At 43.8% G+C, this 24,021-nt stretch carries 21 protein-coding genes; 18 read left to right on the top strand and 3 right to left on the bottom strand.

The features are described 5' to 3' along the window. Positions 1-10: 10 nt before the first annotated feature. Positions 11-1,120, bottom strand: coding sequence for an efflux RND transporter periplasmic adaptor subunit (locus PZ638_RS02240; RefSeq protein ID WP_180312334.1), 1,110 nt, complete (start codon positions 1,118-1,120; stop codon positions 11-13). Between the two features lie 12 nt (positions 1,121-1,132). Next, positions 1,133-1,561, bottom strand: a complete 429-nt coding sequence (locus PZ638_RS02245) for a DoxX family protein (protein ID WP_094961447.1) — start codon at positions 1,559-1,561, stop codon at positions 1,133-1,135. Between the two features lie 99 nt (positions 1,562-1,660). Between PZ638_RS02245 and soxR the strand changes: the two genes are divergently transcribed. From soxR to PZ638_RS02280, 7 genes are all read left to right on the top strand, one after another. Beyond that, positions 1,661-2,158 carry a redox-sensitive transcriptional activator SoxR gene (gene soxR / locus PZ638_RS02250; RefSeq protein WP_004261125.1) on the top strand — a complete coding sequence of 166 codons (498 nt, stop codon included), beginning with the start codon at positions 1,661-1,663 and terminating at the stop codon, positions 2,156-2,158. A 232-nt stretch (positions 2,159-2,390) separates the two neighbouring features. After that, positions 2,391-3,176 (top strand): SDR family oxidoreductase, encoded by a 786-nt coding sequence (locus tag PZ638_RS02255; protein WP_004261123.1) that lies wholly within the window; start codon positions 2,391-2,393, stop codon positions 3,174-3,176. Between the two features lie 35 nt (positions 3,177-3,211). After that, positions 3,212-4,456 (top strand): styrene monooxygenase/indole monooxygenase family protein, encoded by a 1,245-nt coding sequence (locus PZ638_RS02260; protein WP_094961446.1) that lies wholly within the window; start codon positions 3,212-3,214, stop codon positions 4,454-4,456. A 14-nt stretch (positions 4,457-4,470) separates the two neighbouring features. Beyond that, on the top strand, positions 4,471-5,007 hold the full coding sequence (locus PZ638_RS02265) for a flavin reductase family protein (protein ID WP_226617123.1): 537 nt from the start codon (positions 4,471-4,473) through the stop codon (positions 5,005-5,007). Between the two features lie 14 nt (positions 5,008-5,021). Continuing rightward, on the top strand, positions 5,022-5,804 hold the full coding sequence (locus PZ638_RS02270) for a cyclase family protein (RefSeq protein ID WP_094961445.1): 783 nt from the start codon (positions 5,022-5,024) through the stop codon (positions 5,802-5,804). Between the two features lie 3 nt (positions 5,805-5,807). After that, the gene (locus tag PZ638_RS02275) at positions 5,808-7,421 is read left to right on the top strand and encodes a phytoene desaturase family protein (protein WP_004261114.1); all 1,614 of its coding nucleotides are present in this window, start codon (positions 5,808-5,810) and stop codon (positions 7,419-7,421) included. A 70-nt stretch (positions 7,422-7,491) separates the two neighbouring features. Beyond that, the gene (locus tag PZ638_RS02280) at positions 7,492-8,388 is read left to right on the top strand and encodes a SphA family protein (protein ID WP_036958342.1); all 897 of its coding nucleotides are present in this window, start codon (positions 7,492-7,494) and stop codon (positions 8,386-8,388) included. 80 nt (positions 8,389-8,468) lie between these two features. Here the strand turns inward: PZ638_RS02280 and PZ638_RS02285 are convergent, their stop codons facing one another. Then, positions 8,469-9,476 (bottom strand): AraC family transcriptional regulator, encoded by a 1,008-nt coding sequence (locus PZ638_RS02285; RefSeq protein WP_036958341.1) that lies wholly within the window; start codon positions 9,474-9,476, stop codon positions 8,469-8,471. Between the two features lie 744 nt (positions 9,477-10,220). Between PZ638_RS02285 and PZ638_RS02290 the strand changes: the two genes are divergently transcribed. The 11 genes from PZ638_RS02290 (at position 10,221) to PZ638_RS02340 (ending at position 23,974) form a co-directional block, all read left to right on the top strand. Then, positions 10,221-12,419, top strand: a complete 2,199-nt coding sequence (locus PZ638_RS02290) for a thiamine pyrophosphate-dependent enzyme (RefSeq protein ID WP_094961459.1) — start codon at positions 10,221-10,223, stop codon at positions 12,417-12,419. Positions 12,420-12,428: 9 nt separating this feature from the next. Then, on the top strand, positions 12,429-13,958 hold the full coding sequence (locus tag PZ638_RS02295) for an indolepyruvate oxidoreductase subunit beta family protein (protein WP_050763769.1): 1,530 nt from the start codon (positions 12,429-12,431) through the stop codon (positions 13,956-13,958). A gap of 10 nt (positions 13,959-13,968) precedes the next feature. Then, complete coding sequence (locus PZ638_RS02300) at positions 13,969-14,391, top strand: acyl-CoA thioesterase (RefSeq protein ID WP_102139150.1); 423 nt, start codon at positions 13,969-13,971, stop codon at positions 14,389-14,391. A gap of 16 nt (positions 14,392-14,407) precedes the next feature. Next, a complete protein-coding gene (locus tag PZ638_RS02305) occupies positions 14,408-16,705 on the top strand; it encodes a bifunctional salicylyl-CoA 5-hydroxylase/oxidoreductase (RefSeq protein ID WP_206277769.1) in 2,298 nt (765 codons plus the stop codon). A gap of 29 nt (positions 16,706-16,734) precedes the next feature. After that, positions 16,735-17,862 carry a cupin domain-containing protein gene (locus PZ638_RS02310; RefSeq protein ID WP_004261095.1) on the top strand — a complete coding sequence of 376 codons (1,128 nt, stop codon included), beginning with the start codon at positions 16,735-16,737 and terminating at the stop codon, positions 17,860-17,862. Between the two features lie 100 nt (positions 17,863-17,962). Beyond that, complete coding sequence (locus tag PZ638_RS02315) at positions 17,963-18,874, top strand: fumarylacetoacetate hydrolase family protein (RefSeq protein ID WP_094961441.1); 912 nt, start codon at positions 17,963-17,965, stop codon at positions 18,872-18,874. Between the two features lie 9 nt (positions 18,875-18,883). Continuing rightward, positions 18,884-19,915, top strand: a complete 1,032-nt coding sequence (locus PZ638_RS02320) for a carbon-nitrogen hydrolase family protein (RefSeq protein WP_094961440.1) — start codon at positions 18,884-18,886, stop codon at positions 19,913-19,915. Next, on the top strand, positions 19,912-20,667 hold the full coding sequence (locus PZ638_RS02325; protein WP_094961439.1) for a maleate cis-trans isomerase family protein: 756 nt from the start codon (positions 19,912-19,914) through the stop codon (positions 20,665-20,667). Before PZ638_RS02320 ends, PZ638_RS02325 begins: the two co-directional genes overlap by 4 nt. Before the next feature lie 79 nt (positions 20,668-20,746). Continuing rightward, complete coding sequence (locus PZ638_RS02330; RefSeq protein ID WP_004261083.1) at positions 20,747-21,295, top strand: MarR family winged helix-turn-helix transcriptional regulator; 549 nt, start codon at positions 20,747-20,749, stop codon at positions 21,293-21,295. A 267-nt stretch (positions 21,296-21,562) separates the two neighbouring features. Beyond that, complete coding sequence (locus PZ638_RS02335; RefSeq protein ID WP_036958339.1) at positions 21,563-23,209, top strand: Na+/H+ antiporter; 1,647 nt, start codon at positions 21,563-21,565, stop codon at positions 23,207-23,209. A 252-nt stretch (positions 23,210-23,461) separates the two neighbouring features. After that, a complete protein-coding gene (locus PZ638_RS02340) occupies positions 23,462-23,974 on the top strand; it encodes a P-loop nucleotide/nucleoside kinase family protein (protein ID WP_004261079.1) in 513 nt (170 codons plus the stop codon). Positions 23,975-24,021 lie beyond the last annotated feature (47 nt).

A 24,021-nucleotide genomic window follows, 5' to 3' on the forward strand; every position in this document is an offset into this window, starting at 1 on the left:
TACGCCTTCCTTATGAACCTTGAGCCGTATTAGTGACAGGTTCAGACAATGTATCTTGGGCAACAGGGGTGACAGCAGAGCCGTCGTTTAAGCGTAATTGCCCAGAAGTGACGACTTTATCGTTAGCACTTAAGCCGTGTTCTATTTCAATTTTGCCATCCCAACGTTGCCCCGTTTTTACGGACACCCGCTTGACGGTCATCGCATCCCCTTCACCTTGCGTAATAAATACGGTATCGCCATAGGCGGTATACGTAACAGCGGTTTCTGGGATTGTAATGACTTCATTACTGGCTTGGCGTACCACATTCACATTGGCGTACATCCCAGCTTTTAATGTGCCATCGCTATTTTCTAATGTGGCTTGCAGGGCGATAGTACGTGATTTACCAATGAGTGGGTCAATGGCCGTAATACGGGCTGGAAAAGTTTTATTGGGATAAGCATCAACTGTAATATCAACAATTTGGCCTTGATGCAGTTCCGGTGAGGCCTGTTCATCTAAGGAAAAGTTGAGCTTTAAGGTTTTGGTATCCACCAGGCTGGCAATGGCTTCCCCTGGGTTTAAATACTGTCCTTCATGGACTTGGCGAATACCTATCGTACCGTCGAATGGAGCTCGGATTGTCTTTTGCGCAATCAATGCTTGGGTTTGGCGGATCAGGCCTTGGGCAATATCACGTTCAGCACGTGTACTGTCCACTTGAGCCTCTGCCACTAAATGTTGCGCAGATAATGAACGTGTTCTTTCATATAAGCGAGCCGCATTGCGCAACTGTGCTTGGTAACGTGATAAATCAGCTTGTTCAACGGCATCATTGAGTTGCACTAATAATTGGCCTTTTTTGACTTGCTGGCCAGATTCAAATGCAATTTTTGTTATACGGCCATTGGTTTCTGCCGCGACTAAGACTTGGCTGCCAGCTTCTAACTCACCTACACCGTAAAAAGTACGAGGCGCGGTATCTAAGCTAACAGGTGCCAATGCCACTTTTACGGGTGGATATTGGTATGCTGCTTGTTCGTCTTCTTCATTTTGCGCATAGGTCGAATAAATCGCGCTACCCGCCCCAACAGCGATCAAAATGGAACAAAGTGTCATTATTGTTTTTTTATTCATTAAATTTTCCTTCTATTTCTGCGTCTTTAACGCGAAATAAAGACCTCGAAAATGCCCTGCAATGGCGATAGCGATTAAGCCCCCAATAACAGCGATATGTTCAATTGCCCAAAACATGGCGATTTGAGCTTGTTCTCCCGTGTAGCTCCAAAAGGTGTGTACAACCAAAATAGTGAGGAACAAAAACACAGCTAACGCCCCAGTTCCAAGCCATAAAAGACGGTTAAATAGCACAAGAACAGAGCCAATTAACATGACAGCAGCAGAAGCAATATTGAAAAACCAATCTGGGTGAAGACCTGCGGCACGCATTTCGGCCAGACTATTTTCATAATCAAAAACTTTGGCTAAACCAGATGAAATAAATAAAACCAAGACTAGTAAGCGAGCAATAACCCATAAGCTATTGCTTTCTAACATTTTGGTAATCACCGATGGCATAAACCTATCCCCTTTTAAAAAATAACCTCAATTGACAAACTAGCAGGGTGGCACTATAAAACCTTAAGTTAAGTTGAGGTCAAGCAAAGGTGAGCTAAAATGGCGGACAAAGACACAAAAACGATAAAACCTCAGAAGAACGAGGGGAAAAAAATTGATTTTACTCGAGCATTAACGGTGGGCGAAGTGGCAAAACGCTCGGGAGTGCCTGTTTCTACAGTCCATTTTTATGAATCAAAGGGGCTAATTCAAAGTACACGAACTCAAGGGAATCAGCGACGATTTCACTCTGTTGTACTTCGTTACATCGCCATTATTAAGGTTGCACAAAGTACGGGGATCCCACTACATGAAATTCAAGAGGCATTGGGGCGTTTTCCTGCAAATAGCGCGCTAACTTCGGAGCAATGGAAGGAGATGTCGACGCAATGGCGTAAATCTTTAGATAAGCGTATTCGGCAACTGACACGTTTACGTAATGAGTTGGATAACTGTATTGGTTGCGGTTGCTTATCACTCAGTGACTGTCCGCTGCGCAATCCTGATGATGTACTTGGTAGGAAAGGCCCTGGTGCCCGTATTTTAGAACGTCCATAAGTTATTTTATTAATTTCTGCGATTAATCATACTTTTCATTATTTGGATAGCCACTGCTGAAAGTGGCTATTTAACGATTTATATCATCACCTTACTATTTAAATTACCGCACATAATGGATATTTTTTGCGCCCATCGGCTACCCCTTTCCAGCATATTTGCGTAACTATTCGTTATGTTAATTTTTTGTGAACTCATTGTAACTAAATGAGAGAAAAAGAGGGTGACAAAGATGAAAGGCTTGAATAATAAGATTGCCATTGTGACTGGGGGAGCGACCAAAATTGGTGCAACCGTTGCGAAGGTATTAAGTGATTACGGCGTTAAAGTCACGATTTTTGACATTGATACCTTGAATGGTGAAAAGGTAGCTCAAAGTGAGCCCAATATTGATTTTCTTCCTGTCGATATCACAGACGACCAACAACTTAAACAAGGGATTGACCGTGTTGCGCAAAAATATGGGCAACTCGATTTTTTAGTTAATCTGGCTGCCACTTATCTTGATGAAGGCCAGTTATCTACAAGGCAGGATTGGCTCACTGCGTTGAATATTAATGTGGTGAGTGCAGTGATGGCTGCGCAGCTTGCAAAAGTACATTTCGCAAAATCGGGTAAAGGTGCCATCGTCAATTTTACCAGTATTTCTTCTTCTGTCGCCCAAACGGGTCGTTGGCTCTACCCTGCATCTAAAGCCACCATGTTAGAGGTAACTCGCAGCCAAGCAATGGATTATGCGGCTGAAGGAATTCGTGTAAATTCCGTTTCCCCCGGGTGGACTTGGTCCCGAGTTATGGATGAAATCACAGGGGGAGACCGCCAAAAAACAGACCGTGTTGCTGCTGATTACCACTTATTAAAGCGCGTTGGTGACCCAGAAGAAGTAGCTCAAGTTGTCGCGTTCCTACTTTCTGATTTGGCCAGCTTTGTTACAGGTGCGGATTACGCTGTCGATGGCGGTTACTCCGCTATGGGGCCTGAACAGGCTAAACCGGCAATTCCCCGTCTTGCTGAATAAGACACCATTTTAACTATTTTGTAGAGGAAAATACTATGCGCCGTATTGCTATCGTCGGTGGTGGTCAAGCGGGTATGCCATTAGCTTTGGGTCTACTCAATAAAGGTTATGAAGTCACTGTTGCAACAAACCGCACTCCAGATGACGTTAAAAATGGCCGAGTGATGTCGAGCCAGTGCATGTTCGATATTTCACTGCAATTTGAACGCGATTTAGGTATTAATTTTTGGGAAGAACAGTGTCCGCCGGTTGAAGGAATTGGCTTTACGGTTCCTCATCCCGAAAAAGCGGGGGAAAAAGTAATTTCTTGGCGTTCACGTCTCGATAATTATGCCCAAGCTGTCGACCAACGTATCAAAATGCCTTACTGGATGGAGTTATTTGCAGCTCGTGGCGGTAATTTACGAATTGAAGATGTTGGTATTGCAGAACTGGAACGCTTAGCGCAAACACACGATTTAGTCGTATTAGCGGGTGGAAAAGGGGAAATTGTTAAACTGCTTGAGCGCGATGCCTCCCGCTCACCTTATGACAAACCACAACGGGCCTTGGCACTGACTTATGTGCATGGCATGTTACCAACGCCAGAGTATTCACAAGTTTCTTTCAACTTAATACCCGGTGTTGGTGAGTATTTTGTGTTCCCATCACTGACGAATAGTGGTGATTGCCACATTATGGTGTTTGAAGGGATCCCCGGTGGGCCTATGGATCAGTGGAATGAAGCTCGTACTCCACAGGAACACTTGGCATACAGTAAAAAAATACTCAATACCTATTTACCTTGGGAAGCAGAACGTTGTCATAATGTTGAGTTAACTGATGATAATGGCATCTTAGCCGGAAGATTTGCACCAACAGTGAGAAAACCGGTGTTAACTTTACCATCAGGTAACATTGTGTTTGGTTTAGGAGATGCGTTAGTCACCAATGACCCACTAACGGGTCAAGGTTCGAATAACGCTACCAAGGCTTGTAAAGTCTATTATGACGCTATTTTAGCCCATGGTGACAAACCTTACACTGCAAAGTGGATGAATGACACATTTGAGCAGTTCTGGAAGTATGGTCGTCATGTTGTGGAATGGACCAATTCCTTACTCGCCCCACCTGAGCCGCATATTTTACACCTATTGGGTGCAGCCCAGCAGCTGCCATCCCTCGCACACACCATCGCGAATGCCTTTAATTACCCGCCCGTATTATTCCCTTGGTGGAAAGATGAGGCTGCTTGTGAGGCGTATATTCAATCGCAAATGATGGAAGAAGCTCGAGCTTAATGGGAGATATCAGTATGTCTATGATTGCAGAGGATACACTCATGTGTGATAGGGAATGGGGCGATACCGAATTTGAATCAAAGATATTGCGTAATCTGTTGGGATGTTACCCAACAGGCGTGGCGATTGTTACCACCCGAACTGCAGATGGCCGTGATGTTGGGTTAACTATCAACTCATTTGCGTCGTTATCACTTGACCCACCATTAGTGCTATGGAGCTTAGTGAATCATTCACCAAACCTAGCGGTATTTCGTGATTGTACTCATTTTACTATCAATATATTAGGCCACGGACACCAAGAACTAGCGATGCGTTTTGCGAACCCACGTATCGAAAATAAATTTGCAGATGTGGCTACCCACCTAACACCAGAAGGCGTTCCTGCATTGCATGGTGCTATTGCCACATTGGTGTGCGAAAACCATAAGCAAGACACGATTGGCGACCACTTATTAATGGTGGGGCATGTTCGCCGTATCGGTAGTGAAGCGGGTAAACCGTTAGTGTTCCATGGCGGTAGCTTTACTGCCCTACATGAAGCGCCTTGAGCGCAGGAGAGACTATGAACCAGCAAACATTAATGGCATTTGCAGCACAGTTGCAGCAAGGAAATATTCAAGTTATTGATCTGACACAAATCTTGTCACCATCATTTCCTGCGCTGCAATTGCCAGAACAATTTGGGCAAGTATGGTCATTTAGCATGGAACAAATTTCTCGCTACGACGATAACGGCCCTGCATGGTATTGGAATAATTTTAGTTGTGGAGAACATACCGGCACGCATTTTGATGCGCCAATTCACTGGATCAGTGGCAAAGACCAAATCAATAACACCGTTGATACTATTCCAGTGGAACACTTTGTAGCGCCAGCCGTTGTGGTAGATGCCAGTGCGGAAGTGGCTCAAAACCCTGATTGGGTGTTAACTGTAGAGTTTTTGCAAAAATGGGAAGAAAAGCACGGCACAATTCCTAAAGCAGCTTGGGTACTTTTCAGAACGGATTGGTCGAAAAAGGCGAATGACCCGGTTGCCTATGTAAGTATGCGTGAAGATGGTGCACACACGCCCGGACCATCGCAAGAAGCGGTGGAATGGCTTATTCATCAGCGTGATGTCAAAGGGTTTGGTGTTGAAACCATCAATACAGATGCAGGGCAATCATACAGTTGGCCAGTACCTTACCCTTGCCATACTTTAATGCATGGTCACAATAAATATGGCCTGCAATGTTTAACGAACCTCGACAAGCTGCCTGCGACAGGTGTCGTGATTGTTGCTGCGCCACTTAAAATTGAAGGTGGTTCTGGCAGCCCATTACGTGTACTCGCACTTGTGGGGTGAGGTATGACAGCAAGCTCAACTCCTCAAGTGATAGTCGTGGGCAGTGGAATGAATTCCTTGATGTGTGCAGCCTTGTTGGCAGTACGTGGAAAATCAGTCCTCGTTCTTGAGCGAAATGACCGCTTAGGGGGCTGTATCCGCACTGAGAATTTGTTTGAGGGCTATACCCATGATTTACTTTCTTGCTGGTACTCCTTATTTGTTGGTAGCCCTGGGTACCAAGAGCTCGAACCCTATTTAAAGCAGTATGGATTAGAATTTGCTCAATGTGATTATTCAACGGGGTTAGTGCAACCGGATGGTCAATCGATTGCGTTAAAACGGGATATTTCTGAAGCGGCTAAGCAACTCGACCAGTTGGCTCCGGGGGATGGCCTTGCATTTCGTAAGATGGCGGAACAGCTATTTACGCAAGATGCAGCGCTTACATTTGGCCTATTAGGGCAAAACCCATATAGCGCCAATATGCTGAAATTATTATTTTCAGAATGGCGAAAACGTGGAGTCGATGGCTTGCTTGATTTTGCAAAAGCAGGAATAGAAAGCTTTCGCCGTTGGTCAGAACGTGAATTACAGCACGACTTTAGCCGAGCTTTGATGGCGCCATGGGTATTACATACCGGACTTGGGCCGGATGAAGCCAGTTCTGCATTAATTGGGAAATTAACCTTTGCGGCGGTGGTGGCTGGCGGTATGCCAGTGGTGAAAGGCGGCAGTGCTCGTATCGTGGAGGCTTTTGCGAAGGTTATTGAAGCGCATGGTGGCCAGCTAAAAACGGGTATGAATGTTGAAAAAATCATCACTACAGGTGAGGGGAGAAACCAACGAGCAACAGGAGTGATGGCGAATGGGCAAATCATTGCTGCGTCTGAAAGCGTAGTTTGTAACGTTACCCCAACGCAGCTGTATGGGTCATTACTCGAAAATATTTCACTGCAAGTGAGGGAAAAAGCGAGAGGTTACCGTTATGGGCGTGCGGGTATGCAAATTCATTTTGCTTTAAGCGCCCCTCCCCCTTGGTGTAATCCTGAACTGTTAAATGTACCACTGGTTCATTTCACTGAAAGCATGGAGCAAGTGTGTTTATCGGTGACACAGGCAAATAATGGTTATTTACCAGATAAACCGACATTTGGTATTGGCCAACCTACCGCGCTCGATCCCAGTCGAGCCCCAGAAGGAGGGTGGATCTTATGGATCCAAATGCAAGAGTTGCCTCGAGTGTTAAAGGGGGATTCTGCTGGTGAAATTTCAGTACCGGATGACGGGGGTTGGGATGAGCAAGTGCGAGAGGCTGTTGCAGATCGAATTCAACAGCGTTTAGAGCTGGTAATGCCAGGCTTTTCTAATTTGATAGTGGGACGCAAGGCAATTTCTCCCGCCGACCTAGAAAATTATAATTGTAACCTTGTTGGTGGTGACCCTTATTCAGGAACTTGTTCACCTGATCAGTTCTTCTGGTTGCGGCCTTTTGCTGCGACTGGCCAGACGAAAACGCATCAAACCGCAGTCAAAAACCTTTTTCATATTGGCGCCTCAACCCACCCCGGTCCGGGTTTAGGTGGTGGTTCAGGTTACCTTGTTGCACAAAAATTAGCAGTCAAACGCAGGACATAATAAATCAGCAAAGGATTTGTGACTTAACAGGTAAAGCACACACAGTAAGCAACCCACTATGGCAGGAAACATGATGAAAAAAACAACAATCGGTAAGCTTGTAGCAGGTTCGTGTCTCAGCATATTTTCGTTTGGTGCGATTGCCACCGAAGGTGGCGGTTTAGGGGTATACCCCGATGGGCTAGAAAACTTTATGTCAGGTGCATTGCCACCACAAGGGGTACATGTACTGGTGTATGGTGGAAATGCGCATTATGACAGTATTCGCGATAACAAAGGCGATAAGATCCCTGTTCCGGGGTTTAGCGTCAATGTGAATGTACTCGCTCCTCGACTTATTTGGGTAACTGACCAAAAAGTCTTTGGTGGTGATCTGGCTTTTCATACAATTGTGCCATTATTGGATGTGACTGCAAAAGCGGCGGGGCAAAAAGATACCAGCCGCGGCCTCGGTGATATTACATTTGGCCCCGCATTAGGGTTTCATCCATCAGCCGATTTGCATTATGTGGTTGGGCTAGATGCGTATGCTCCAACAGGTAAATACAGCAAAACAGACCCATCAAGTTTAGGTAAGAATTATTGGGCGCTGCAACCAGTTTGGGCAATCAGTTATATTCCACCTGTTGGTGTAAATGCGGATTTGAAGATGATGTATGACTTTAACTTCCGCAATAACGATACGAAAACACGTTCAGGGCAAGCATTTCACGCTGATTATGCACTAGGTTGGGGGTTCGGCAATGGTTGGGTGGCAGGTATTGGGGGCTATGCATTTTGGCAAACGACAGATGATAGCGGACCAAATTCAGCTCAAGGAAAAGCTCGAGCCTATTCTATTGGGCCTTCAATTCGCTATGCTAACCCGCAAGGGTGGCTATTTACTGCTAAATGGGAAAAGGATTTTGAAGTTAGAAACCGTCCAGAAGGTTCCCAAATTTATTTGAAGGCATCGATACCTTTTTAAACACGTTTGTATATCAAAACCCCATATTGGCATTACATAACAATATGGGGGGTATTTCTAAGAAAGTGATGATTGGGAATTTAGGCTTTTTTCATACTCTGACTTGGAGTTTCACCATAGCGTTGTTTGTAATCTGCACTAAAGCGACCCATATGGGCAAATCCCCAACGTAAAGCTACCCCAGTGACGCTAGTTGCTTCCCCTGAAAGGAGCTCTGCTCGAACACGTTCCATCCGTAAATCACGTAGATACTGCATTGGGCTGATATCTAAGAACTCTTTAAAACCAGCATATAAACTGCGTAAGCTGACGCCTGCAATATGAGCTAGCTGCTCAACAGTGATAGGTTCATGGGCGTGTGCTTCTAAATATTCTTGCACTCTGCGTACGTGACGAGGACGAATTGTTGACCTTCGCATGCCTGAGTCTTCGATATAATTATGGCCTTGGGTAGAAAGTAAAGTGACAGAAACCAATTGTTCAACTTGAGTCGTGATCAATTTATGTTGTAAGAGATCGGGCGCGCGAGTTGCGCATTCAATCAGGTAATTCATTAAAGTGCGCCATGCAATGCAAGATTGCCAAGCAAAACCCAACTCAAAAACTAACGGTTTATCTAAAGTATGCCCTAGTTGGCCTACTAAGGATCTTTCGAGTAAAGAACGGGAAATACGTAACATAAATTGATCGTTATCGCTATTCCAACGCATTATTGTTGATTCTTCAGGGCTAAGAAGTGAGGCCATCTGAGGAGTTGATTCAATACATTTTCCACCACTTTCGATGACTGCTGTACCTGATAGAGGCATTTGAACCAAAAAAAAGTCCTGTAGTTGCCCTGGAATAATGGAGACATCGGCACCATAGCGTAAGCGGCTTAGAGAAATATCCCCCATAGGAATATAGTGCATACGAGCATCAAGGCGTTGATGTGGATTAAGTAAGTTAAATTGATGTGGCTTCATGACTCGACCAACCATCGATTTAATCTCTTCAGGGTCAGCTGAGGTAAATAATAAACGCTCTGAAGAACAGAGCTGATTTTCAATCTGAGATGCAGATGAATGGGACCACGAGTTGCTCAACATCGGAGGTTCCTCCAAAATGATTTGCCAGCCCTGCTTTATAGAATAACCAAAATAGGGCCCGACTAATATTGCTTGTTATGTGTTTTTCTCAGTAAATTCAATTTATTATAATATTTTGCAATGACTTATTATATTAGGGAGGAATGCTTTCCATTTAAGTCAAATGAAGCCTTCCTTTTTGTTAACATTTTATTGACTATTTTTTAACTAGTCATGAGTTGAACATAACATAAACAAATTTTCTTACCTAGATAAAAACATGCAGAAACTATCCTAAAACTGCAAAAAAATAGAAACTATGCGGTTGTTGTGATAGCGATAACAATATAAAAAATAAAGTTATTTTTATTTCAATAACAGTAAAATATATATGATTTTTCATATTAAATTTTATGTTTACCTATCTTTTTCTTATTTAATTAATGTAATGCTCTAATTAATTATTTTATGGCGATGTTTTTTTCTGATTTGTTTGCTTTTGTGAGGCCTATTTTCTATTTAAACATGCTATTCAGTATTTTTTATTTATTTTATTGATCTTTTTTTTCTACGCTATTTGGCGGAAAAACTAATTTTCTAGTTGTTTTAACTCACTATTTGTCCCTTATCTGCAAGCCTTATCCACTCTCTGCATAAATCTAATTTACATGATTAATCATGGATTGACCTGTTATTAACAAAAGATATACAAATAATAAACACAAAAAAGATAAAAACGTTCTGATGTTGATTGGTGAGGTTAAAATGGCTGAGCGATCGTTTGTACAAGAAGTTCAAAAATTACGGCAAGGGCAAGGTGAAACCTTCAGTGGTGAAGGGATCCTTGCTGTTACAAAAGCGCTATTAGAGTCGGGTGTATCTTATGTTGCGGGATATCAAGGTGCTCCTATCTCCCATTTGATGGATGTCCTTGCTGACGCACAAGATATTTTATCTGAATATGGTATTCGCTTTGAAAATAGCGCAAGTGAAGCAACTGCAGCGGCAACCTTAGCAGCCTCAGTTAATTATCCACTACGTGGAGCTGTGACTTTTAAAGCAACAGTGGGGACGAATGTCGCATCTGATGCCTTAGCTAACTTAGCTTCGGGTGGTGTGTTAGGTGGTGCTTTAATTATTGTTGGTGAAGACTATGGTGAGGGCTCTTCTATTATGCAAGAGCGTAGCCATGCTTTTGCGATGAAATCGCAGATGTGGTTGCTTGACCCTCGGCCCAATTTACCGTCTATCGTTCAAGCCGTGAAAGATGGTTTTGAGCTCTCTGAAGCCAGTAATACACCCGTTATGTTACAAATGCGTATTCGTTCTTGTCACGTTCACGGGCAATTTGTTTGCGCAGATAATCAGCGCCCTAAATTTACCGTCAAAGATGCGCTTGAGAACCCAACTCGAGACGTCAGTCGCATAGTATTACCCCCTGCTAGTTTCTTACATGAAAAAGAAAAAATAGAAGCTCGCTGGCCCGCTGCAATTAAATTTATTCAACAACATGAGTTAAATGAATTTTTTTCAGAAGACTCGGATGATGTTGGAATTGCGCTACAAGGCGGTTGTTACAACACGTTGATCCGCGCATTAAATCAGCTAGGGCTAGCGGATGTTTTTGGTAATAGCCAAATTCCTTTATATGTGATGAATGTGGCTTATCCATTGATTGACGATGAATTTGAACGCTTTTGTCGTCATAAAAAAGCCATTCTAGTTTTGGAAGAAGGCCAGCCAAATTTTGTTGAGCAAAATGTGGCGAATATTTTGCGTCAACGCAAGATTGATATTGCCCTGCATGGTAAGGATATGCTGCCAATGGCGGGGGAATATAATACTGCAACAGTGCTTGCGGGTTTACGTTCGTTTTTTGAATGCTATGGAAAGATAGCTCCACAAGTCAAAGCGGCTGCAAAACAGATTCGTATTCCAACGATTAATATTGCCACTCAAAAATCTGAAGAATCTTTACCTGAATACGTGAATGCAGCAGAGCCAACATTAGATGAATCTGTCCATGCGCGCCCACCAGGGTTTTGCACAGGTTGCCCCGAAAGGCCTATTTTTACTGCGATGAAGTTGGTGGAGCGTGAATTAGGCGAACATCATGTAAGTGCGGATATCGGCTGTCATTTATTTTCTATTCTACCGCCCTTTAATTTGGGGAATACCACCATGGGCTATGGGCTAGGAGGCGCAGGGGCTGCGGCTTTGAATGCAAAGGCTGGGAAACGCGCGATTTCAGTGATGGGAGATGGGGGGTTCTGGCATAACGGTTTAACCAGTGGTATTGCCAATAGTGTTTTTAACCGTAGCGATAACTTAACTATTGTGGTTGATAACAGCTATACCTCTGCGACAGGAGGGCAAGATATTCTCTCTTCGACAGCGTTGAATCCAACCCGTAGTACTGGTCATGAAATTGAAAAAGCGGTGAAAGGGGTGGGTGTTAATTGGGTGAAAACCATTAAACACACCTATGACTTAAAAACCATGACAAATACGTTACGTGAAGCTTTAACAACCGATGAGCAAGGGCCCAAGGTTCTGATTGCGCAAAGCGAATGTATGTTGAACAAACAACGCCGCGAAAAGAAAAAAGTGCGTAGTGATGTTGCCGCAGGCAAACGAGTGGTACGTGAGCGTTTTGGTGTCGACCCTGATACCTGTACGGGGGATCACTCTTGTATTCGTTTATCTGGTTGCCCGTCTTTATCAATTAAACCAAGCCAAGACCCATTAAGAACAGACCCGGTTGCAACAGTGATGGATAGCTGTGTCGGTTGTGGGCTATGTGGTGAAGTCTCTCACGCTGCTGTCTTGTGCCCTTCTTTTTTTAAAGCTCAAATTATTACTAACCCTAATGGCTGGGACAAATTGCGCCATCGTGTACGCGGTTGGTTTATTGGCTATTTACAGCGTCGTGACGCACGTCGTCGTGAACAATTTAGTTTCTAAGGGGGATGCATGAATTCTTTATCAACTGCATTACCATCAACAAAAGTCGCATTACAGCCGATTAAAATTGCCATTTTAGCCATGGGCGGCGAAGGCGGTGGAGTACTTGCCGACTGGGTTGTCAACCTAAGTGAAGAAAACGGTTATTTTGCTCAAACGACTTCAGTGCCTGGCGTGGCACAGCGCACGGGGGCAACAATTTATTATGTGGAATTATTCCCAGGTGCTGATAACCCACAAACGCCTTCTCCTGTATTAGCGCTTATGCCGATGCCCGGTGATGTTGATGTTGTTTTGGCCTCTGAATTAATGGAAGCAGGCAGAGCAGTACAGCGCGGCTTTGTTACCCCAGAGCGCACAACATTGATCAGTTCAACACACCGTGTTTACTCTATCGCGGAAAAATCAGCCATGGGTGATGGGCGAGTCGATAGCCAAGCATTAATTCGCCACACTGCGGCATCTGCGCGTCAGTTTATTCACTTTGATATGGCACAAGCAGCACAAGAAAGTGGCAGTGTGATTAGTGCTGTTTTATTTGGTGCGCTGTTTGGTTCCGGTGTTTTACCATTTAGCCGCGCACAATTTGAAGAAACGATTGTACGTGGGGGCGTTGGCGTAAAACCAAGTTTGCGAGCTTTTACATTAGGGGCAGAAAAAGCGACTAAACCCGAAGATGCATATCAGCCGGAGTCCACAAAGAACACCGTATATTCACCAAAAAATAAGCAGGTATCGCAACTATTAGCTCGTATCCAACATGAATTCTCTCCTCATGTGCAGTATCTCGTGACTGAAGGGACTCGCCGACTTATAGACTACCAAGACCCTGCCTATGCCACTTTATATTTGGATCGCCTCAATAACCTCTTTGCGCAAGATGGCGGGCAAGATGAGCGTTTGCAACGTGCGCTTGCACGCCACTTAGCCCTTTGGATGTCCTATGAAGACACCATCCGAGTGGCTGACCTTAAAATTCGTGATAGCCGCTTTTCTCGCGTTCGCAATGAAGTACAGGCAAAAGATAATCAATTATTGGAGATCAATGAATTTATGCATCCAAGAATTGAAGAAATTTGCGAAACGCTTCCCAAAAATTTAGGTCGTTGGTTAATGCGTCCACATTGGTTACACAAAGCGCTTCGCAAAATGACCGAAAAGGGGCGCACGATCACTACCAGTTCTTTATTAGGTTTTTTACAGTTGTATCTATTAGCCGCATGGCGAAAAGGCCGACGTTCGACGTTACGTTATCAACTAGAAACGCAGCGCATTGAAAAGTGGTTAGCTGCTGTAATTAAAGCAGCGAAAGCTAACCCTGCACTTGCAACCGAAATTACCGAATGCCAACGCGTGGTTAAGGGGTATAGCGACACTCATGCGAGAGGGTTGCGTAATTTTAAAATCTTAATGGACATCGTTGCGCAGCAAGGTAACAAACTCACCCCCATTAATTTACGTGAACTGCGTGAAGCCGCATTGGCTGATGAACATGGGAAAGAATTGGAAAAATGCCGTCAACGTTTAGCTATGAATTAAGGATAACATCATGAGTTTACTGACATTTACTAAGCCACATAAAATTCATTTTTCGGAGTGTGACCCCGCAGGGATTGTGTTTTACCCCCAGTATTTCGTGATGTTTAACAATTTACTTGAACGTTGGGTTGATGAATTAGTCCCTCAAGGCTTTGCGGGTTACATCATGGAACAACGCTTTGGCTTGCCGACAGTACACCTAGAAGCGGAGTTCAAGGCCATTAGCAAAATGGGGGATAACGTGATGTTAGAGCTACATGTACAGCGTATTGGTCGCAAGTCTCTGACGTTACATCAACGCTGTGTCGGTGTTGATGGAGTACTGCGCATGCAAGTGACGCAAACTTATGTCACGACGTCATTAGAAACGCATCAAGCCATCCCCATTCCAGACGCCTTGTATCAGGCATTAACCGCTCAGCAACCAGTGTAAGTAAAGGAGAAGTTCCATGAATATTGTGTGTATTGGCGGTGGTCCCGCAGGGCTTTATTTCGGGTTGCTGATGAAACTACAGAACCCAAAGAACCGTGTAGTGGTGGTGGAACGTAATCGTCCTTATGACACTTTTGGCTGGGGAGTGGTATTTTCTGATGCCACGCTCAGTAATTTGCGCCAAGCGGACCCAGTTTCTGCCAAAACGATTTCTGCAGAATTTAGTCACTGGGATGATATCGATGTGCACTTTAAAGGTGTATGTAACCGCAGCGGTGGTCATGGGTTTATCGGCATTGGGCGTAAAAAATTACTCAATATATTACAAGACCGTTGTGTGGAATTGGGGGTGGAGCTGGTATTCGAAACCCAAGTAACGGATGACCAAGCGATTGCTCGTGAGTACCAAGCTGATTTGCTTATCGCTTCTGATGGCATTAATAGTACGGTGCGTACGCGTTATGAAAACGTATTTAAACCAGATATTGACCCACGTCGTTGCCGTTTTGTTTGGCTAGGTACAAAGAAGATTTTTGACGCCTTTACCTTCTTATTCGCTAAAAATGAGCACGGATGGTTTCAAGTTCATGCCTATCAATTTCAAGAAGGGTTATCGACCTTTATTGTGGAGACGACGGAAGAAACCTGGCTTAAAGCCGGTATTGACCAAATGTCTCAAGAGGATGGCATCGCTTATTGTGAAAAACTATTTGCGCCGTGGCTTGATGGTGAAAAACTGATTGCTAACGCAGCGCATTTACGTGGTGCCGCAATTTGGATCCGCTTCCCTCGGGTCATTTGTGGAAATTGGGTGCATTGGACGCAGCCCACACAAGGTAAAGACGTTCCCGTAGTATTGATGGGAGATGCCGCTCATACCGCCCATTTCTCTATTGGCTCTGGAACTAAATTAGCACTAGAAGATGCTATCGAGCTGTGTGAAAGCTTGAAAACTTCAGGGGGTGATTTACGTAAAGGGCTTGAGCATTACCAGAAGGTTCGCAGTGTCGAAGTTCTGAAAATTCAGAATGCGGCACGCAATTCGACAGAATGGTTTGAAAATGTCTGTCGTTATGAAAATTTAGCACCAGAGCAATTTGCCTACTCTCTCTTAACGCGTTCACAGCGTATATCTCATGAAAATTTGCGCGTGCGTGATGCTGTATGGTTGGAAAACTATGAGCAGTGGTTTGCGGAACAAACAGGTGTGACTTCAAAGGCAAAAGTGCCCCCTATGCTGACACCTTATCATGTACGAGGTATCACTCTTAATAACCGCGTGGTCGCGTCACCAACATTGTTGTATTGCGCTAATCAGGGTATACCCGATGATTTTCATTTGGTACATCTGGGAAGCCGCGCATTAGGTGGTGTGGGTCTAGTGATGACTGAAATGACGGCTATAGCCCCCGATGCCCGTGTGACAAAAGGCTGTGTCGGTATTTGGAATGACGAGCAAGTTACTGCTTGGCAACGTGTGACTGATTTTATTCATCAAAAAACGGATGCCAAAATTGGCATTCAATTAGGCCATGCAGGGCGTCGTGGTTCAACTCAGCGAGGGTGGGAGAAAGAAAATCACCCAATGGATGCAGATAACTGGCCGTTAGTTTCTGCTTCAGCGTTGCCTTATTTACCGAATATCTCACAAACTCCGGTAGAGCTATCCGAGGCACAAATGACTACGGTGATTGACCAATTTGTTGCTGCAGCAAAACGAGCAGAAACGGCTGGTTTTGACTGGCTTGAACTGCAAGCCGGGCACGGTTATTTGCTGTCGAGCTTTATTTCTCCATTAACTAATCAGCGTACAGATAACTACGGTGGAACGTTAGAAAATCGCTTACGTTTTCCGTTAGCTGTCATTAGTGCTGTGCGTCAGGTGTGGTCAAAACCTTTGAGTGTACGTATTTCATCGACGGATTGGGTGGATGGCGGGACTACGGTTGATGACGCGGTGGAAATTGGCCGTGCAATGAAGCAAGCGGGCGCAGATATGATTGACTGCTCTTCAGGTGAAGTGTCACCGCAACAGCAACCGGTCTATGGTCGGATGTACCAAACACCAATGGCAGACCGTATTCGTAATGAAGCTGGAATACCGGTTATTGCCGTAGGTGCTATTACTGATGCTGACCAAGTCAACAGCATTATTGCCGCTGGGCGGGCGGATTTATGTGCTTTATCTCGGCCATTACTTTCTGACCCTGCATGGGTCTTACATGAATGTGCGCGTTATGGGTGGGAAACTCGTTGGCCGGCACCGTATGAATATGGGCGTCAGCAACTCGTTCAATCCTTGAAGTCGCGTTAAAGGCTTTGGCAAACAAAGAGGAAAATAGCATGAGTACACACTCCCATGACCAATACCGAGAAAATGTGGCAGGGCGTGCCGATGTGGCAGATACCCCTGAGCTAGTGGCGTATTACCAAGAACTAGATGCGTTGAAGACAGGTGCATTATGGACGGTCGCAAACAAGATTGAACCGTGGCAACCCAAATCAAGCTCAGTTCCTGTGTTGTGGCGCTACCGTGATTTACGCGAACATGTGTTGCGCTCAGTTGAACTGGTGACCCCAGAAAAAGCGGGGCGTCGCGTGATCTATCTGAATAATCCCGGCCGCCAAGAAGTGGCTGCTGCAGTAGGTTGGCTATACTCAGGTTTACAAGTCATGCATCCGGGAGAAGCCGCTTCGGCTCATGCCCACTCATCCTCAGCATTGCGTTTTATTATGGAAGGGCGTGGGGCATATACCATTGTCGAAGGGCAAAAAATGATGCTAGAAGCCAACGACTTTGTACTGACGCCGAATGGGACATGGCATGAACACGGCGTTGCGGAAGATGGTTTACCTTGTATCTGGCAAGATGGATTAGATATCCCGTTAGTCAATGCCATGGAAGCTGGGTTTTACAAAGTGCATCCTGACTTGCATCAAGCACAAACACGACCTATCGATTACCCCGTTGGTATGTGGGGAGGAACCGCATTACGTCCTCACGATATCGGCTGGGATAAACCTTATTCACCATTATTTAAATACCAATGGGGGCCAACCTACGAGGCGTTGTGCCGTGCAGCGAAGGCAGCGGATGGCTCAGTATTTGATGATGTTTTGATGCACTACACTAACCCGCTCACAGGAGGACCTGTGATGCCAACCATTGGAGCGAGTATGCAATTACTGCGTCCGGGCTTTGTTGGTAAAGCTCATCGCCATACGGGAAGTTTTATTTATCAAGTAGCGAAAGGGCAAGGGTACTCCGTGATCAATGGGCAACGCTTTGATTGGCAAGAGCGTGATATTTTCTGTGTGCCATCGTGGATGTTCCATGAACATGTGAATACCTCACAAACCGAAGATGCTTGTTTGTTTTGCTTTAATGATTTACCCGTAATGCACTCTTTGGGGCTCTATTATGAAGAGGCTCTAGTAGAAAATGACGGTCACCAGAAAGTCGTTACCTAGGTGAGTATTATATTTCTTATTGATTAATATAAATAATTTTATTATTCCAATTTACGTGAAGAAGTGAGTGAGGCAATCACCTCATTCAAGGAGAAAGAAAATGCGCTTAATAACTTATCGTTCTGATGTGACCGCGGCAGCCCGTTTAGGAGCAGTTGTTAATCAACAAGTAGTGGATTTAGCCCTTCTGGCACAAGAGCAAGAGCTGTACTTGCCTGATAATATGTTGGACTTTATCGATTTAGGCCCACAAGGTGTGCGTGTTGGTACAGAACTTCTGAATACATATCAAGGGCAATTCCCAGCAGGGACTGCGTGGCCTGTACAAAATGTGAAAATTTTGGCGCCGATACCTCGCCCACGTAAAAATATTTTTGGTATTGGCTTAAACTATGTTGAACACGTGGCGGAATCCAGCCGTACATTAGACACCTCAAAAGATCTTCCAAAACAACCCGTTATCTTTTCTAAGCCCCCAACCACAGTGATTGGGCCGGGAGATGCCATTGAACATAACGCCAAAATTACCCAACAATTAGACTGGGAAGTGGAGTTGGCGGTGATTATTGGCACTCGTGCGAAAAGTGTCGCGGCAAAAGATGCTCTTAATTATGTGTTTGGCTACAGCTTGATGATTGATATGAGTGCGCGTGATTGCCGCCGTGCTGGGCAATGGATTTATTCTAAAGGGCAAGATACCTATGCACCATTTGGGCCATGCATTGTCACTGCTGATGAGGTTCCAGATCCTCATACTTTAGATTTAAGCTTGAAGGTGAATGGTGTAACCAAACAATCCTCAAATACACGCCACATGCTATTTAATGTGAATACATTGATTGAAGATATTAGCCAAGGGATCACATTAGAACCAGGTGACATTATTGCAACAGGCACTCCTGAAGGGGTAGGGGCGGGAAGAACACCTCAAGAATGGGTCTGGCCGGGGGATGTGATTGAAGCATATGTTGAGAATATTGGTGAATTGCGCCATCCAGTTGTCGCCGTTTAAGGGGGAAGTATGCTTAATTTGCAGACGTTTAAAGCCGCTGCGGTACAAGCCGCTCCGGTGTTTCTCGATACCAATGCTACGGTAGATAAAGTTTGTCGTTTAATTGAAGAGGCGGCGGATAACGGAGCGAAATTGGTTGCATTTCCAGAGGTTTTTATTTCTGGTTACCCTTATTGGAGTTGGGTGATGAACCCGATAGATGGCAGTCCATGGTTTGAAAAACTGTGCAAATCTGCCATTGAAGTCCCAGGGCCTGAAATACAAAAAATTGCTCAAGCTGCCGCACGCCACCACATCAATGTTGTAATTGGTGTGAATGAGCGGAACCCTAATGGAATCGCTACGTTATATAATACATTAGTGACGATTTCTGATGAAGGAAGAATTCTGGGACGCCATCGTAAATTAGTCCCAACATGGGCAGAAAAACTGACGTGGGCAAATGGAGATGCCTCTTCACTAAAAGTTCATCAAACCAGTATTGGGCCTCTTGGGGCATTGGCCTGTGGGGAAAACACCAATACATTGGCGCGTTTTGCTCTATTGGCGCAAGGCGAGTTAGTCCATATTGCGAGCTATATCGCCTTACCCGTTGCACCAAAAGACTATGACATGGCCGAAGCGATTCGTTTACGCGCATCTGCCCACTGTTTCGAAGGCAAAGTTTTTACGATTGTTTCCTGTTCGACAGTGTCAGAAGAGATTATGGATGCAATGTCTGCAACTCACCCAGAAGCACGTGAGATACTGGCTCGGCCAAATAGCGCTTTCTCAGGAATTATCGGGCCTGATGGACGAGTTGTAGGCGAACCATTGGTTGACAAAGAAGGGATTGTTTACGGTGAAATTGATTTAAATCGCTGTATTCAACCACGACAAATGCATGATATTACAGGGCATTATAACCGTTTTGATATCTTTGATTTACAGGTGAACCGCCGGCCATTAACGGCAGCACGTTTTCACGGTAATGGGCAAGAAGATGAAGCTTTAAATGTATTTCCAGAATCAGGTGAGTCATTTGGGGAGAGAGAGATATGAGTTTAGCACGTACATATCGTATTGGGCAGATTGTCCCGTCATCAAATACCACAATGGAAACAGAAATTCCGGCTATATTACGGGCAAGAGAAGCTCTGTTTGCGGAGCGCTTTACCTTTCATTCAAGCCGTATGCGTATGCAAAAAGTTACCAAAGAGGAGCTGGCAAAAATGGACTCCGATAGTGACCGCTGCGCTATTGAATTGTCAGATGCTGCGGTTGATGTCCTGGGATATGCCTGTTTAGTTGCGATTATGAGCATGGGGAAAGGTTATCATCGCATTTCAGAAAAACGTTTGTTTCAACGTACGGTAGATAACGGCCATCCAGCACCTATAGTGACTAGCGCTGGGGCATTAGTTGACGGCTTACATGTAATGGGCGCTAAAAAAGTGTCTATTTTAACGCCTTATATGAAGCCGTTGACGCAGTTAGTGATTGATTATATCGAAAGTGAAGGCATTGAAGTGGTAGATAGTATTTCATTGGAAATTCCAGATAATTTAGATGTGGGCCGGCAAAACCCATTAGCACCAGTGGAAATTACGAAAAAACTCAATACCCAAGTAGATGCAATTGTGGCTTCTGCATGTGTGCAAATGCCTTCGCTACCCTCAATACAATTAATTGAAGACCGAGTTGGTTTACCTGTACTGTCTTCTTCGGTGGCGACGACCTATATGATGTTAAAAAAGTTGGGTTTAGAAACTCGTGTTGATGGGTTTGGTTCATTGCTAAGTGGAAAGTTTTAGCTGAATTATCGCCGACTTCTGCTACTCTTGAGGGGTTGTAATCAAATGCAATAATTCAAGATGTTATCAAGGGGAGCGAATGGCAAACTCAAAGGTTTTTGTTGATAATTATTTGCCTGCCCTATTGGGGCAGGCTTGGATGTTGGTTTCATCTGAGTTTCATGCCATTGTTGAAGAAAAAGGTTTGTCAATATTAGAGTGGAGAGTGTTATCCACACTAGCAGGTAATGGCTCGATGGGGATTACAGAGCTCTCACAAAAAACAGTCAGTAAACAACCGACAATTACTCGCGTACTACAACGGCTAGAACAGCAAGGGCACGTGGTTCGCCACAGTAACCATAATGGTAGTGATAAGCGCATAACACTTGTCAGTGTGACATCAAGTGGAATGTCACTAGTTGATGGTTTACTTATTGCAGCTCAGCAACACGAAGAAGTTGTTTTAGCTCCCTTGGGGCTACGTAAAAGTAAGATTCTTAAGCAAGTGCTACAAGAATTAATTGAGCGGCATAGTATAGAAAACACCAATACTGCAGATAAAAGCACTTCCGATAAAAATAATGAAAAAAAGCTAAAAAGAAAAAAATCAGGTAGCCTAAATTTATCTAAAGAAACAACAAAATAGTCGATTAATGATGGTTTAGTTCTATTTTTGATGGCAATACATAACTTATTATTGATATTGCGTTTAAATATTTATTTATCAAATAGATAAATAAGTTTCTTATGGGGCATTTAAGTCAGTGGTAATTTTTGCAACCTGATGATAGATAGGCTATTTCTTAATTTTATTATTTTTGTATCGATTGATTAATTGCCACTTTACATTGATTCATTTTATCTATTTACTTCATAACTGATAATTAATGATTAGCTAAACATGGAGCAATCAATGTCAGTAGTGACACTTGTACTCGTTTTTTTATTAGCCGTTGTTGTGAGCGTTTTTGTTTCACGACTGCTCAAAGATATTATTCCATTACCCCTGATCCAGATAGCACTAGGGGCTGGCTTGTCTTTATACGGTTTTACAGTTGAATTTGAACCTCATCTATTTCTATTTTTATTTATTCCTCCTTTATTATTCCTTGATGGATGGCGTATTCCTAAAGAAGCCTTATTTCAAGAAATTAAACCGATCATGTCGCTAGCCATAGGTTTAGTGGTTGTAACAGTGATTGGTATGGGCTTCTTTATACATTGGTTAATCCCAGCAATTTCTTTAGCTGTTGCCTTTGCGTTAGCGGCCATTTTATCGCCAACGGATCCCGTTTCCGTGTCTGCCATGACTGTCAATTCCCCATTGCCATCTCGAATGGCGCATATTTTGGAAGGGGAGTCATTGTTGAATGATGCAACGGGTCTGGTGTGCTTTAGCTTTGCAGTGGTCGCTGCGTTAACAGGTACATTTTCCCTTGCTTCAGCGGCTGGGCAATTTGTATTAGTGGCATTTGGCGGAATTTTAATTGGTTTGCTGGTGGCTTGGGCAATTGGCTGGTTAAACCAACTGCTCGTTAAGCGTACTGGGGAAGAACCTGCAATTCAAATTATGATCAGCTTACTGATGCCATTTACGGCTTATTTATTAGCTGAACATTTGCATGTTTCCGGTATTTTAGCGGCAGTAGTTGCCGGTATTGCCATGCACTATGAAAAAATTGCAGGTCGCATGCAAGCTGCTACACGTATGCAAAGTAAAGCGGTGTGGGATACGGTACAAACTGCGTTGAACGGGATGATTTTCATTTTGTTAGGCGAACAGTTACCGGGTATGTGGACAAATATGCCTGCTGTAGCAGAGGCCGCGGGTGCGAGCCATCCTTGGATGCTGTTTGTTTATGTGGCAATTATTACTGTGGCATTGGCAGTTTTACGGTTTAGCTGGGTGTGGATCTCGATGACTTTAACCGTCTTCCATAAACGCCGTCGCGGTAAAGAAGCGGATGTTATGCATATTCGTATGATGGCAGTAATGGCGACAGCAGGTGTGCGCGGAGCGATCACGTTAGCGGGTATTTTAACGTTACCTTTATTGATGCCAGATGGTTCATTATTCCCGAATCGTGACGTGGCTATTTTCTTAGCGATGGGGGTGATTTTATGCTCACTATTGATTGCCAGTATCGCACTGCCTATTTTAACGAAAGGGTTAGTACAAGACTTACCTTATGATAATGACGAAATTCGAGCGCGTTTAGCTTTAAATGAAGCCGCGATGGCACATTTACGTGAATTAATGAACCACCCATCGGATGATATGGATGAAATTGCTATGCGTACTGAAGTTGGGGCGCAACTATTAGAAATTTATGGCAGACGACTCGATAATTCGGATGAAACTGAGTCAGATGTCTATGATTTACATAAGATGATTAATATGGAACGCGAAATGTCTAAGTCGGCGTTAAAAGCGAAACGCGACGCGTTATATCAAATGCGTAAAAGTAAAAATATCAATGAAAGGGTGTATCACCGTTTACGTGATGAACTTGATTTAAAAGAAGAGACACTGAATCACCATAAAAATGGTAAACATTAATTAGCGAAAACAAAAGACCTGAATTTATTCAGGTCTTTTGTTATTGTAATTCAACTGAATTTGACGGCTTGTATTGAGTTCTGATAGGTTGGTTACAATTCAATTTAGGAAATTTATATGTCACAGGTTGTAGCAAGCTTAAGCATTATTATTACCATCACATAGTGGTGGGGGATAAGCTACATCCTAAACCCGCCAGATAAGGCGGGTTTTTTGTCCTTATCTGGTTAATTCTTCAGTAAGGAACTATTTATGAATTTAACAGAAGCATCTCCATTATTAAAAAAACAACCTCGTTTGCATTTTCTTTGTGGGAAAATCGCTTCTGGGAAATCGACATTAGCGAAACAACTGGCTAACCTCCCTCGTACTATTTTGCTCTGTGAAGATGAATGGCTTGCCGCCCTTTATCCTAATGAAATTAATGAATTGGCTCACTATGTCGAAAAAAGTGCTTTAGTAAAACAGGTATTGGAAGACCATATTAGGCAATTAATACAGGCTGGGAATAATATCGTGATGGATTTTCCTGCCAACACACCAATACAGCGTCAATGGTTAATGTCTTTGGCGCAATCATCTGATGTATCTTATGTATTTCATGTATTGCAGGTAAGTAATGATGAGTGTAAGGCAAGGCTTGTTGCTCGTAATTTAGCAGGGGAAAACCCATTTCAAACATCTGAAACGCAGTTTGATTTAATTACGGCACATTTTTCTTATCCAACAAGTAGTGAGCGGTTAATCTGTAAATTTTATCCATAAAGGTAACATATCTGAGTAATAAACTTATGGAGGAGACTTATTACTCA

This window comes from Providencia hangzhouensis (assembly GCF_029193595.2).
In the GTDB taxonomy this organism is placed as follows: Bacteria; Pseudomonadota; Gammaproteobacteria; order Enterobacterales; family Enterobacteriaceae; genus Providencia; species Providencia hangzhouensis.